At 65.4% G+C, this 13,365-nt stretch carries 12 protein-coding genes; 8 read left to right on the top strand and 4 right to left on the bottom strand.

Features of this window, described 5'->3' with window-relative positions; all coding sequences use genetic code 11:
• The first annotated feature begins 168 nt into the window (after positions 1-168).
• The 5 genes from glyA (at position 169) to JC616_RS17725 (ending at position 4,601) form a co-directional block, all read left to right on the top strand.
• Positions 169-1,416 carry a serine hydroxymethyltransferase gene (gene glyA, locus JC616_RS17745; RefSeq protein WP_019100638.1) on the top strand — a complete coding sequence of 416 codons (1,248 nt, stop codon included), beginning with the start codon at positions 169-171 and terminating at the stop codon, positions 1,414-1,416.
• 127 nt (positions 1,417-1,543) lie between these two features.
• Positions 1,544-2,002: a transcriptional regulator NrdR gene (gene nrdR, locus JC616_RS17740; protein WP_019100637.1), complete on the top strand. Its 459-nt coding sequence runs from the start codon at positions 1,544-1,546 to the stop codon at positions 2,000-2,002.
• Between the two features lie 59 nt (positions 2,003-2,061).
• Positions 2,062-2,601 carry a GNAT family N-acetyltransferase gene (locus JC616_RS17735; protein ID WP_146176579.1) on the top strand — a complete coding sequence of 180 codons (540 nt, stop codon included), beginning with the start codon at positions 2,062-2,064 and terminating at the stop codon, positions 2,599-2,601.
• Positions 2,602-2,604: 3 nt separating this feature from the next.
• Positions 2,605-3,729, top strand: coding sequence for a bifunctional diaminohydroxyphosphoribosylaminopyrimidine deaminase/5-amino-6-(5-phosphoribosylamino)uracil reductase RibD (gene ribD, locus JC616_RS17730; protein ID WP_227104566.1), 1,125 nt, complete (start codon positions 2,605-2,607; stop codon positions 3,727-3,729).
• A gap of 224 nt (positions 3,730-3,953) precedes the next feature.
• The gene (locus JC616_RS17725; RefSeq protein ID WP_107798468.1) at positions 3,954-4,601 is read left to right on the top strand and encodes a hypothetical protein; all 648 of its coding nucleotides are present in this window, start codon (positions 3,954-3,956) and stop codon (positions 4,599-4,601) included.
• 53 nt (positions 4,602-4,654) lie between these two features.
• Here the strand turns inward: JC616_RS17725 and JC616_RS17720 are convergent, their stop codons facing one another.
• Positions 4,655-5,044: a nuclear transport factor 2 family protein gene (locus JC616_RS17720; RefSeq protein WP_107798469.1), complete on the bottom strand. Its 390-nt coding sequence runs from the start codon at positions 5,042-5,044 to the stop codon at positions 4,655-4,657.
• A gap of 291 nt (positions 5,045-5,335) precedes the next feature.
• Between JC616_RS17720 and JC616_RS17715 the strand changes: the two genes are divergently transcribed.
• Complete coding sequence (locus JC616_RS17715; protein WP_227104564.1) at positions 5,336-6,829, top strand: carboxypeptidase M32; 1,494 nt, start codon at positions 5,336-5,338, stop codon at positions 6,827-6,829.
• 159 nt (positions 6,830-6,988) lie between these two features.
• On the opposite strand, the gene JC616_RS17710 is transcribed toward JC616_RS17715, so the two are convergent.
• The 3 genes from JC616_RS17710 to JC616_RS17700 all read right to left on the bottom strand — a co-directional run bounded on the left by JC616_RS17710 (position 6,989) and on the right by JC616_RS17700 (position 11,393).
• Complete coding sequence (locus JC616_RS17710) at positions 6,989-7,867, bottom strand: alpha/beta fold hydrolase (RefSeq protein WP_227104562.1); 879 nt, start codon at positions 7,865-7,867, stop codon at positions 6,989-6,991.
• 200 nt (positions 7,868-8,067) lie between these two features.
• Positions 8,068-9,684 carry an MFS transporter gene (locus JC616_RS17705; protein ID WP_227104560.1) on the bottom strand — a complete coding sequence of 539 codons (1,617 nt, stop codon included), beginning with the start codon at positions 9,682-9,684 and terminating at the stop codon, positions 8,068-8,070.
• Between the two features lie 92 nt (positions 9,685-9,776).
• A complete protein-coding gene (locus tag JC616_RS17700; protein WP_227104558.1) occupies positions 9,777-11,393 on the bottom strand; it encodes a GMC family oxidoreductase in 1,617 nt (538 codons plus the stop codon).
• A 162-nt stretch (positions 11,394-11,555) separates the two neighbouring features.
• Between JC616_RS17700 and JC616_RS17695 the strand changes: the two genes are divergently transcribed.
• Together JC616_RS17695 and JC616_RS17690 are read left to right on the top strand one after the other, a co-directional pair.
• On the top strand, positions 11,556-12,479 hold the full coding sequence (locus tag JC616_RS17695) for a LysR family transcriptional regulator (protein ID WP_107798474.1): 924 nt from the start codon (positions 11,556-11,558) through the stop codon (positions 12,477-12,479).
• Between the two features lie 9 nt (positions 12,480-12,488).
• Positions 12,489-13,352, top strand: a complete 864-nt coding sequence (locus JC616_RS17690; RefSeq protein ID WP_227104556.1) for an AraC family transcriptional regulator — start codon at positions 12,489-12,491, stop codon at positions 13,350-13,352.
• Positions 13,353-13,365 lie beyond the last annotated feature (13 nt).

The raw sequence follows: 13,365 nt of genomic DNA, 5'->3' as shown, positions 1-13,365 counted from the left end.
GCTGCAAATCGCTGTGGCTTTGTCCCTTTATCGGTGGGGTGTGGGGGCGATGGAAGTGGCGCGCAGGGGCTTGTCGTTGCCTCTCGCAATTGCTTCACGTTAAGGATTTCGCTCCGGCATTTCGTGTAGAATGCCCGCATCGTTAACCCTTTGATGGATGAGTCAAAGATGTTCGCTGCTGACCAGACGATTGCCAAATTCGACCCCGAACTCGCCGCCGCCATTGCGGCCGAGTGTCAACGCCAGGAAGATCACATCGAGTTGATCGCCTCGGAAAACTACACCAGCCCCGCGGTGATGGAAGCCCAGGGCTCCCAACTGACCAATAAGTACGCCGAAGGCTACCCGGGCAAGCGCTTCTACGGCGGTTGCGAACACGTGGACGTGGTGGAACAGCTCGCCATCGACCGCGTCAAGCAGCTGTTCGGCGCGGAATACGCCAACGTGCAGCCGCACTCCGGCAGCCAGGCCAACCAGGCGGTGTACTTCTCCATCCTGAAGCCGGGCGACACCGTGATGGGCATGAACCTGGGCCACGGCGGCCACCTGACCCACGGCTCCCCGGCCAACCTGTCCGGCAAGATGTTCAACATCGTCGCCTACGGTCTGAACGACAAGGAAGAAATCGACTACGACGACATGGAGCGCGTAGCGATGGAAACCAAGCCCAAGCTGATCATCGGCGGCGCTTCCGCTTACGCGCTGCGTTTCGACTTCGAGCGCATGGGTCAGATCGCCAAGAAATGCGGCGCTTACTTCATGGTGGACATGGCGCATTACGCCGGTCTGATCGCCGCCGGCGTTTACCCGAACCCGGTGCCGTTCGCCGACTTCGTGACCTCGACCACCCACAAGACCCTGCGCGGTCCGCGCGGCGGCATCATCCTGGCCAAGGCCGAGTTCGAGAAGAGCATCAACAGCAATGTGTTCCCGACCCTGCAAGGCGGCCCGCTGGAGCACGTGATCGCCGCCAAGGCCGTGGCCTTCAAGGAAGCGCTGCTGCCCGAGTTCAAGGTGTATCAGGAACAAGTGCTGAAGAATGCCTCCATCATGGCCAAGACCCTGGGCGAGCGCGGCGTGCGCATCGTATCCGGCCGCACCGAGAGCCATGTGTTCCTGGTGGACCTGCGAGCCAAGGGCCTGACCGGCAAGGCGGCCGACGCGCTGCTGGGCCGCGCCCACATCACCGTGAACAAGAACGCGATTCCGAATGACCCGGAAACCCCGTTCGTGACCTCCGGCATCCGCATCGGCTCCCCGGCCATCACCACCCGCGGCTTCAAGGAAGCCGAAGCCATCCAGGTGGCCAATCTGGTGGCGGACGTGCTGGACAACCCGAACGACGACGCGCTGATCGCCCGCGTGGCCGAGCAAGCCACCGCGCTGTGCCATCGTTTCCCGGTGTACTCCAAATAAGCCAAGCTGGTCTCGGCCGCTGAAAGACGCCCCCAGGGGCGTCTTTTTCATGGGCGGGCGATAGCGGCATTAACTTGACTGCGCATTGCTGATAACATCCCTACATTGGAACCCTTAGGATTAAGTCATGAAATGCGCGTTCTGCGGCAATGCCGATACTCAGGTAATCGACTCCCGCGTCAGTGAGGACGGCAGCAGCATCCGGCGGCGGCGGCGCTGCCCGGTGTGCGAGAAGCGTTTCACGACCTTTGAAACCGCCGACGTGCGCATGCCGCAGGTGGTGAAAACCGCCGGCCACCGTTCGGAATTCGACATCGAGAAAGTGCGAACCAGCTTCCTGCGCGCGCTGCACAAGCGCCCGGTACCCACCGCCTTGGTGGACGAAGCGATAGACCGCATCTGTCACAAGCTGCTGCAATTGGGCGAGCGCGAAGTCTCCAGCCGCGAGATCGGCGAAATGGTGATGAACGAACTGGCGCGCCTGGACAAAGTGGCTTATGTGCGTTTCGCCTCGGTGTACCGCAGCTTTCAGGATGTGTCCGAGTTTTCCGACGCCATCAAGGAAATCCAGAAGTCTTCGCATTGACCGACCGGCGGGCGGCTGGAGTAGACTGCTCTATTCTTCCGTCATCGCGGGTGCCCTCCATGGTAGAACCCCTGCCTTCCAATGTTTCGCTGCGCGCGCCGGAGTTGTCCGACGCGCCGGCGCTGTTCGCGCTGATCAACGCCAACCGCGACGCGCTGCGGCCGTGGATGCCGTGGGAGCCCCTGACCCGCTCCGAGGCGGACTCCCGCGCTTTTCTGGAATCCGCCGCCGTCGGCCGCCAGATCGGCAAGGCCTATACTTGGCTGGTATTGCGCGACGGCGCGCTGGCCGGCGTTTGCGATCTGCACGCCATCGACGATTTGAACCGCCACGCCTTCGTCGGCTATTGGCTGGACCGCCGTCAGGTGGGGCAGGGCGTGATGCAGGCGGCGCTGCGCCTGTTGCTGGCCGAAGCCTTCGGCCCCTTGGGTCTGCACCGGGTGGCGATAGACGCGGCGGCGGACAATCATCGCAGCTGCGCGGTGGCGGAGCGGCTGGGCTTCCGCTATGAAGGCGTGCTGCGCGAGTACTTGTTGTTGCAGGGCCGCTATTGCGACGCCAGGCAGTACAGCCTGCTGGCTCAAGAATGGAAGCAATGAATCATGAATTATTCCGCCGATGACCATCGTCACATGCAGCGCGCGTTGCGGCTGGCCGCCGAGGCCACCCGCCGCGCCGCGCCCAATCCGGGCGTGGGTTGCGTGCTGGTGCGCGACGGCGCGGTGATCGGCGAGGGCGCCACCCTGGAAGTGGGCGGCGATCACGCGGAAATCCAGGCGATCAAGGACTGTCTGGCGCGCGGCCTGTCCCCGCGCGGCGCCACCGCCTACGTGACGCTGGAGCCGTGCAGCCACCACGGTCGCACCCCGCCGTGCGCGCGGCGTCTGATCGACGAGGGCGTGGCCCGGGTGGCCGCGGCGATGGTGGACCCCTACCATGAAGTGGCCGGCCGCGGTCTGGCCATGCTGCGCGCCGCCGGCATCGCCGCCGACGCCGGGCTGATGGAGGCCGAGGCGCGGCAAGTGCATCGCGGTTTTCTGTCGCGCGTGGAGCGCGGCCGTCCCTGGGTCACGCTCAAGGCCGCCGCCACACTGGACGGCAAGACCGCCTTGCTCAACGGCCGCAGCCAATGGATCACCGGCCCGGAGGCGCGGCGCGACGTGCATCGTCTGCGCGCGGAACACTGCGCGGTGCTCACCGGCAGCGGCACCGTGCTGGCCGACGATCCGCAACTGACGGTGCGGGAAGTCCCCTGCGAGCGCCAGCCGCTGCGGGTGGTGCTGGACAGCGATCTGCGCACGCGGCCGGAACAGCGCATCTATCAGGACGGCGCCACCTTGCTGGCCACTTGCGATCACGAGGCTGCGCGCTTGGAGCCCTACCGCGCCGGCGCGGAGCTTCTGAGCTTGCCGCGGCTGCCCGACGGCCATGCCGATCTGCCGGCTTTGCTGGCGGCCTTGGCGCAACGCGGCGTCAATATGCTGATGGTGGAAGCCGGCGCCGGCCTCAACGGCGCGCTGTTGCGCGCCGGGCTGGTGGACGAGATCGTCCTCTACCTGGCGCCGTCGCTGGCCGGCGATGCCGCGCGCGGCCTGTTCGCCTGGCCGCCGCTGGAAGACCTGGCCGACAAGCAGCGGCTGAGCATACGCGACGCGCGCATGGTGGGCGCGGATTTGCGCCTGAGCCTGACGCCGGTCTTGGCGGCTGCTCAAGGTCCCGCGAACTAGGGCGAGACAAGGCGAGGATGGCCTCCGCGCTTGGGAAAATGACCGCGTCGCCGCGAATCCCGTCTGGAGTCTGCAACATTTCTGTCCGAAAATAAGAGCAGTTCGCCCGCTGTGCGCATGACGCGTGACGGCGGGCGCGAACGCACGCTCAGGACGGGCCGCCAAGAACGGCTCGCTTTCGCATTCGGGGCAGTCGCGGCATCCGGGAGGGCTGGGGAAAGGGCATGAGCGATTTGAAGGCGGCGCTGGAAGCTTATATGCGATTGTTGGCGCGTCAGGGTGCGCCGGCTCAGGTGATCGACGAAAGGCGTCGCATTCTGGAACTGCTGTTGCCCTGGCTGGACGGCGTCGAGCGCAACGCGGAAGGCTTCCGCGGTCCTTGTGAACGCCTGCTGCAGGCCTGCTCGCCGGACGAGCAGGTGCTGGCGCTGACCTGTACCCGTGAGTTCTATTACTTCTGGCTGGGCGATACCAAGAAAGTGGTGGAGATCACCGCGCGCAGCGGTTTTTCGGTGCGCAATGTGCGGGTGTGGCTGGAGACGGATTGGGAAGGGCTGCTGACGCGGATGGAGCGCGACGGCTTCTCCCGCTTCCCGCCGTCGCTGGGCCTCTACCTGGGCAAGCTGTTCGAGGACGGCATGTCCGAGCCGGACATCCATCTGCGCGAGCGCCTGCTCAAATCCCTGCTCTATCTATTGGACGGCCAGCCCATCCAGGGCGACAGCTTCCGCATGATGGTGGACGCGGTGTTATTGCATCTGCGCGAGGCGGAGCTGAAAAACACCTTCTTGCTGCTGGTGCGCGAGTACTTCTATTACTGGCACCAATTCCCGCAAGCCCAGGCGCGCAACGCCGGCCAGCCGGCGGCTTGAGGCGGACCGACGGGCCCGCTATTTCATCCCCCGACGCTTCCGTTCCCGCGGCCTCAAGCCGGCTGCGCGGCTTCCAGCCTGGCCCGGCCCGGCAAGCCCGCGCGCCAGGCCGGCGGCGCTTCGGCGCTGGCCCAGTATTCCTCGATCTGGCTGATCAGCCCGTGTTCCAGCGTGAACAGGGAATTGGCGAAGAAGCGCGCCTCGCCGTGGTCTACCTGCGCCACCACGTGCCAGCGGCCGTCGGCCAGCAGATTGTCCTGCAGCAGGCGTATGCTCCAGCCCTCCGGATAAACGCGGTTGACGTGGACGATAGCGTCCGCGCCGCGGAAGCACTCGCCGCTGCAGTGCCACAGCATCACGGCGTCGTCGCGCAGCAGGCGGCGCGCGCGCTCCCAGTCGCGGTCCTGGTAGGCGAGAAAGAGTTGGGCGGCGATGGATGGCATGATTTTACCTCATGCGAGTCATAGAATATTGATAATGTACAAAATCAAAATCCTTGTCAATACGCGGCTTTGGCGGATTTTGGGGCGGAAGTTGTCAGATCAAATAGTCTGATGGCATCATGCTTTGACAAGTGGAGCGTGTTTACGATCTCGCGAGCTGGGGCGAGACCAGGCGTTGCGGCTGAGAAAGCGGAAGGAGTAGCGCTACATGAGCATTCTACAGCGGTTCTCAACACCGTATCGCCGACGCGCGGCAGATCGTAAATCGGTTCTTTATAGAGAGGAGACAAGATGACGCACACATCCGCCTACCAGGCTTTAACCCACACTTTCGCCCGCCTGCACCGCTTTAACCACCTCGGCGCCATCGCCGGCTGGGACCAGGCGGCGATGATGCCGAGCAAGGGCAACGACGCCCGCGCCGCCGCGCTGGCGGAGCTGGGGGTGCTGACTCACGGCATCATCACCGCGCCGCAGCTGAAGGAGCAGCTGGACGCGGCGGAACAGGAAAACCTGGACGAGCTGCAACGCGCCAATCTGCGCGAGATGCGCCGCGAATGGGCGCAGGCCAATCTGCTGCCGGCGGAGTTGGTGGAGGCCAAAACCCTGGCCGGCGCGCGCTGCGAGCACGCCTGGCGCAGCCAGCGCCCGGCTAATGACTGGAAGGGCTTTCTGGAAAACCTGCGCGAGGTGGTCAAACTGTCGCGCGAGGAGGGCCGCTTACTGGCCGAGGCCAATGGCGGCAGCCGTTACGACGCGCTGATGGACAAGTACGAGCCGGGGATGAAGAGCGCGGAGATCGAGCGCATTTTCACCGAGGTGAAGTCCTGGCTGCCGGGCCTGATCGAACGCGCGCGCGCCAAGCAGGCGTCGGAAACGGTGATCGAGCCGGTGGGGCCGTTCGCGGTGGCGCAGCAGCGCGCCTTGGGCGTGGAGGCGATGAAGCTGCTGCGCTTCGACTTCGATGGCGGCCGGCTGGATGTCAGCAGCCATCCCTTTTGCGGCGGGGTGCCGGAAGACGTGCGCATCACCACCCGCTACCGCGACGATGATTTCGTCCAGAGCTTGATGGGCATTGTTCACGAAACCGGCCACGCCCGTTACGAGCAGAACCTGCCCAAGGACTGGCTGGAGCAGCCGCTGGGCCGCGCGCGTTCCATGGGTATTCATGAGAGCCAGAGTCTGTCCTTCGAGATGCAGCTGGGCCGCAGCCCGGCCTTCCTGCAGTTGATCGCGCCGCTGATCCGCAGCCATTTCGGCGAGCAGCCGGCGTTTACACTGGAAAATCTGCAAGGCCTGTATAGCCGGGTGCAGCCGGGTTACATCCGCGTGGACGCCGACGAGTTGTGCTATCCGGCGCATGTGATCCTGCGTTTCGAAATCGAGCGCGCGCTGATGGACGGCGAGATCGAGGCCGAGGACATCCCGGCGCTGTGGGACGAGAAGATGATGGCCTATCTGGGCGTGGACACCCGCGGTAATTACACCAACGGCTGCATGCAGGACATCCACTGGACCGACGGCGGCTTCGGCTATTTCCCCAGCTACACGCTGGGCGCGATGTACGCGGCGCAGTATTTCGCCAGCCTGCGCCGCGCCGAGCCGGAGCTGGACGCGCAGGTGGCGGCCGGCAATCTGGAGCCCATCTTCAATTGGCTGAACACCCATATCTGGAGCCAGGGCAGCCGCTGGAGCACGGACGAACTGGTGCGGCGCGCCACCGGCGAAACGCTGAACCCGGCGCATTTCAAGGCGCACCTGGAGCGGCGTTATCTAGGCGTTTGAGTTTGTGGAAGGCAGATGAAAAGCGCGGCTTGGCCGCGCTTTTTTTTGATCCGCTAATCAAACCCCTGATCCTGCGTTGCGCCTCCTGGTCGTACCACTTGTACTGCCTGCGTCGGCGCGCCTTGGCTCAGGTTCTCTGCGAGGTTTTCTTAGCGGCTCTTATTGGGGCTGACTGAAAAACGCGTGGATCGCCGCCGCTAGCGTTTCCGGCTGTTCCCATTGCAGCATGTGGCCGGCGTCGGCAATCACGGTTTCCTGGAGTTGGGCGAAACAGGCGCGCCGCTGCGTCATGCTGGCGGCCACGCTCTTGGCCAGCGGGTGGTCGTCGGTGTCGCCGCCCAGCGCCCACAGCACCGGCGCGCTGATGCGCTGCCAGCAAGCCATCGCTTCTTCCAGCCGGTACAGCACCGGGTTGACCATTTTGTGGCGCGGGTCGGCGCGGTAGTAGAGGCCGTCGTCGCGCTGGCGGGTCAGTTCGCGCGCCAGCCATTGGGCGCGTTCCGGCGTCAGCCTGGGGTTGCGTTCCAATAGTTTGGCGGCCACGGCGTCCAGCGACTGCAAATCGCCGAACTCCGGCGCGGCGCGGGTTTCGCGCAGCCAGCGCGCATAGCGGCCCGGCGCTTCCGCCGGCTTGGTGGCGGCCAGGCCGAAGCCTTCGGCCAGCACCAGCTTTTCTATGCGTTCGGGGCGGATGCCGGCGTAGATGCCGGCAATCATAGCGCCCATGCTGTGGCCCAGCAGCTTCACTGGCTGTTGCGGCGACAGCGCGTTCAGCAGCGCGTCGAGATCGGCCAGGTAGTCGGGGAAGTAGTAGCTGCCGTCGTTCCAGTCGCTGTCGCCAAAGCCGCGCCAGTCCGGCGCCGCCACTTGCCAGCCGTCCGGCAGCGCGTCCACCAGGAATTGAAAAGTGGCCGAGCTGTCCATCCAGCCGTGCAGCAGCACCAAGAGCGGCGCGTCGCGCGGGCCCCAGCGACGCAGATGATAGCGGTGGCGGTTGAGGGTCAGGGTTTCGGACTGGCTGAGGCGTTGAATCGGCATGGCGGCGCGGGTGTTGGGACGAAAGCCCCAGTCTACCCAGAAACACGGCGAACCGGGAGGTTCGCCGTGCGGATGGGAAGGGCGCTTAGAGTCGCTAACAAAACCGCGCAGCGTAGCTGAGCCAAGGCGCGCCGACGCAGGTAGTACAAATAGTACGACAAGGAGGCGCAACGCAGGATCAGGGGTTTTGTTAGCGAGTCTTATTGATGGATGTCGGCCTTATGAGTCTCCTTCAAGCCCAACAGGCAGACGATGAAGCTGACGCTGTAGACGATGACCGGATACCACAGACCGTAGAGGATGTCGCCGGTGTAGACCACCAGCGAGAAGGCCACGGTGGGGAACAGGCCGCCTATCCAGCCGTTGCCGATGTGGTAGGGCAGCGACATCGAGGTGTAGCGGATGCGGGTGGGGAACAATTCCACCATGGTGGCGGCCAGCGGGCCGTAGACCATGGCGGCGATCAGGCTGAGCAGCACCAGCACCGCCACCACCATCGGGTAGTTGATCTTGTCCGGGTCGGCCTTGTCCGGATAGCCGGCCTGTTTCAGCGCGGCCAGCAACGCGGCCTTGTCGAAGCCGGTCAGCGTCTGTTCGCCCACCTTGATCTGGGTTTCGCCGCCGGCGGGCGCCGCCTGGCGCTGATAGGGCACGCCGTTCTTGGCCAGCAGGGCCTTGGCCTGGTCGCAGCTGCTGCTGAGCTTGGCCTTGCCCACCGGATCGAACTGGAAGCGGCAGCTGGCCGGGTCCGCCACCACCACCACCGGCGCCTGGCGCGCGGCGTTGGCGATGTCCGGGCTGGCATAGGCGGTCAGCCATTTGAAGGCGGGAAAGGTCAGCAAGGCCGCCAGCAGCAGGCCGGTCAGCATCACCGGCTTGCGGCCGATGCGGTCGGACAGATAGCCGAAGTACAGGAATAGCGGCGCGGCGATCAGCAGCGACATCACCAGCAGCTGGGTGGCGATCTGCGAATCGACCTTGAGGATCTGGGTGAGGAAGAACAGCGAGTAGAACTGCGCGCAATAGAAGGTGACCGCCTGGCCGCCGTTGATGCCGAACAGCGCGGTGAGCACGATGCGCAGGTTCTTCCAGTTGGTGAAGGATTCGGTCAGCGGCGCTTTGGAATGCTTGCCCTCGGCCTTCATTTTCAGAAAGGCCGGCGATTCGTGCATGGACAGCCGGATCCAGGTGGAGATGGCCAGCAGCGCCAGCGACAGCAGGAAGGGCAGGCGCCAGCCCCAGTCGTCGAAAGCCGGGCCGGTGAGTTTGCGGCAGGCCAGGATCACCAGCAGCGACAGCAGCAGGCCGGCGGTGGCGGTGACCTGGATCCAGCTGGTGTAGGCGCCGCGTTTGTGATCCGGCGCGTGTTCGGCCACGTAGATGGCCGCGCCGCCGTATTCGCCGCCTATCGCCAGACCCTGCAGCATGCGCAGCACCACCAGCAGGATGGGCGCGGCGATGCCTATGCTGGCGTAGCCGGGCAGCAGGCCCACCAGGAAGGTGGACACGCCCATGATCAGGATGGTGGCGAGGAAGGTGTATTTGCGGCCTATCATATCGCCCAGCCGGCCGAACAGCAGCGCGCCGAAGGGACGCACCAGGAAGCCGGCGGCGAAGGTCATCAAGGCGAAGATGAAGGCGGTGGTTTCATTGACGCCGGCGAAGAACTGCTTGCTGATCACCGCCGCCAGCGCGCCGTACAGGAAAAAATCGTACCACTCGAAAACGGTGCCCAGCGACGAGGCGAAGATCACTTTGCGCTCGGAGCCGCTGATCGTGTGTCCCGCCGTGGCGGCGGGCGTCAGGGTGCTGCTCATGGTGCTGTCTCCTCTTGGTGTGGCTTTGCGACAAGTTGTGGGGCGGGAAGTGGGCTTCCTCTGTTTGGATGGATTCCGATGTCGCGCGGCGCTCAGTCCTGCGCGGCGCGGTCTTGCAAAATCATGCGGGCGGCTTTTTCCGCGATCATCAGCGTGGGCGAGTTGGTGTTGCCCGAGGTGATGGCGGGCATGATGGAAGCGTCCGCCACTCTCAATCCGGATAGTCCGTGAACGCGCAGTCTGGCATCGACCACCGCCTCGGTATCCTGTCCCATTTTGCAGGTGCCGACCGGATGAAAGATGGTGGTGCCGATGCGGCCGGCGGCGGCGGCCAGCTCCGCATCGCTCTGGGCGGCGAGGCCGGGCAGGTATTCTTCCGGCCGGTAGCGCGCCAGCGCCGGCGCGGCGACGATGCGCCGGGTCAGCCGCAGCGCGGCCACCGCGACGGCGCGGTCCTGCGGATGGCTGAGGTAGTTGGGCTGGATCAGCGGCGCGGCGTCCAGGCCGGCGCCGCCGATGGCGACCCGGCCGCGGCTGAGCGGACGCAGGTCGCACACCGAGGCGGTGAAGGCGGGGAAGGGGTGCAGCGGCTCGCCGAAGCGTTCCAGCGACAGCGGCTGCACATGGTATTCCAGATTGGCGCGCGTCTGTTCCGGCCCGGATGCGGCAAACGCGCCTAGCTGGCTGGGCGCCATCGCCAGCGGGCCGCTGCGCCGCCACAGGTATTCCCAGCCCATGGCCAGCTTGCCGCTCCAGCTATTGGCCAGCTGGTTCAGCGTGCGCGCGCCGCTGACCTTGAACACCATGCGCAGTTGCAGATGATCTTGCAGATTGGCGCCGACCCCTGCCAGCGCGTGACGCACGGCGACGCCGTGCTCTTGCAGCAGCGCGGCGGGACCGATGCCGCTGCGCTGCAACAAAAGCGGGGAGCCGACGGCGCCGGCGGCCAGGATGATTTCGCCGCGGCAGCGCGCCTGCCAGCGTTGCCGCTGTTGCAGGAATGCAATACCGGCGGCGCGGCCGTCCTCCAGCAGCAGGGTTTCCGCCTCGGCATGGGTCAGCACGGTGAGGTTGGGGCGCTGGCGCACCGGGCGTAAAAAAGCCTTGGCGGTGTTCCAGCGCAGTCCGCCGCGTTGGTTGACTTCGAAATAGCCGCAGCCGGCGTTGTCGCCGCCGTTGAAATCGTCCACCGGGGCGATGCCGCTCTGCTCCGCGGCGTCGCGGAAGGCGTCCAGGATCGCCCAGGACAGCCGCTGCCGTTCCACCCGCCATTCGCCGCCGTGGCCGTGCTGGGCGCGGGCGCTGTCGAAGTGGTCTTCCATGCGCAGAAAGTCCGGCAGCACCTCGTCCCAGCTCCAGCCGGGGCAGCCCTGGGCCGCCCAGCCGTCGTAGTCCGCGGCCTGGCCGCGCATATAGATCATGCCGTTGATCGAGGAGCAGCCGCCCAACACCTTGCCGCGCGGGTAGTTGAGGCTGCGTCCGCCCAGGCCGGCCTCGGGCGCGGTGCGCAGGCACCAGTCGGTGCGCGGATTGCCGATGCAGTAGAGATAGCCGACCGGGATGTGTATCCACGGATAGTTGTCCTCGCCGCCGGCTTCCAGCAACAGCACGCGGTGTCGCGGATTGGCCGACAGGCGGTTGGCCAGCAGGCAGCCGGCGCTGCCCGCGCCGACGATGATGTAGTCGAATGTGTCCGCCAATGCCTGCATGCCGCGCTTTCCTATGACGTCTGTATCGCCACCATATAAGATCAAGCCGGGCCGGCCTGGGAATAGCCAGAGTGGAACAACAGCTGTTAGTTTTCTAACAGCCGCGCAATTGAAGCCTGTCATATTTGTGTGCAAGCGCACCATAAACACGGGGAGGGCTTGATGTTCGACTGGAACGACATCCGTTATTTTCTGGCCTTGCAGCGCAGCGGCAAGCTGCTGGCGGCGGCCCGGCAGCTGCGCACCACGCATGCGACGGTGGCCCGGCATATCGAACAGTTGGAGCGGCAGCTGGGCCAGCCGCTGTTCGTGCAGCAGCCGGACGGTTATCAACTGACCGCGGCCGGCCGGCAGTTGCTGCCCCTGGCCGAGCAATTGGAAAACACCGCGTCGCGGATGCAGGACGAGGCGCGGGTGGGCCATGTGGAGGTGGCCGGCCTGGTGCGGCTGGGCGCGCCGGAGGGCTTGGGCTCGCTGTTTCTGGCGCGGCACCTGCCGCGGCTGACGGAGCGTTACCCGGCGCTGGAGATCGATCTGGTGTCGGTGCCGCGCTTTGTCAGCATCACCAACCGCGAGGTGGACATCGCCATCGCGCTGGAGCGGCCGCAGGCCAATATGGTGGTGACGCGCAAGCTGACCGATTACTGCCTGGGCCTGTACGCGACGCCGGCCTATCTGGACGCGCATGCGCCCATCCGCGAGCGCGAGGACCTGGCCGGGCATCCCATCGTCGGCTATGTCGACGATCTGCTGTTCTCGCGCGAACTGATGTTCCATCGCGGCCTGTGCCGCAACCCCTTGATCCCTCTGCGCTGCACCAGCGTGGTGGGCCAGCAGCAGGCGGCGCTGGCCGACGGCGGCATCGCGGTATTGCCGTATTATCTGACCTACGACGACGCGCGGCTGCGCCAGTTGTTGCCGGAACTGCGCATCATCCGCTCTTACTGGATCAGCGGCCGCAGCGACATCCGCCGCACGCTGCGCTACCGCGTGGTGTGGGACTACGTGGTGGAGCTGTGCCAGCGCATGCAATGGTTGCTGCTGCAACAGCCAACTCAGCAAAACGAATCAATCGATGCGGGATAAGCTCACTTCATGAGAACGCTCTATCGCAACGGCGGCCCGGATTCGCCGTATTTGTGGCGGATGCTGCGGGTGCTGGACTATCTGTGGCGCCATCTGGATGGGCCGGTGCCGCTGGAAAGATTGGCGGAGGAGGCCTGCTTGTCGCCCTTTCACTTTCACCGCGTGTATCGCGGCCTGATGGCCGAAACGGTGGGAGAGACCCGGCAGCGGCTGTTGCTGCATCGCGCGGCCGGGCAGTTGGACGGCGGCTCGCTGCCTTTGTCTAGGGTGGCGACGCGCGCCGGCTACGGCGGCACCGCGGCCTTCGTCCGGGCCTTCGCCAGGGCTTACGGCGAGAGTCCGGGCCGCTATCGCCAGCGCAGAGCGTTCATTTCTAGGCAAGACTGGGAGACCGTTATGCATGAAGTGACATTGCTCAAGCAGGATAAGGGGCTGAGGGTGCTGATGCGCCGCCATATCGGCAGTTATATGGAGATCGGCCAGGCCTTCGGCGCTTTGCAGGCCATCAGCCCGGCTTGCGCGGCCGGCGACGCGCCAGGCCGCACATTCGGGATGTATCTGGATGATACGGAACAGACGGAGGAGGCCAAGCTGCGCTCCATCGCCTGCGTGACGGTGCCGGACTCCTGGCAGGACCGGACGCTGCCGGATGGGTTTGAATGGGGGGAGATTCCCGCAGGAGAGTACGCTTGCGTGACGCATCTGGGACCGTACGCGGAGCTGTCCACGGCCTGGTCCTGGCTGTACCGGCACTGGCTGCCCGGCAGCGGGCGCGCGCTCGGCGAGGTGCCGTGCGTGGAGGAGTATTTGAATTCGCCTTACGACAATCCGCCCACCGCCTTGCGCACTCGGCTGATGTTGTCGCTGGCCTGACCGCGCTGGTGGT

The organism is Chromobacterium rhizoryzae, assembly GCF_020544465.1.
In the GTDB taxonomy this organism is placed as follows: Bacteria; Pseudomonadota; Gammaproteobacteria; order Burkholderiales; family Chromobacteriaceae; genus Chromobacterium.
This window is presented reverse-complemented; position numbering and strand designations above follow the sequence as displayed.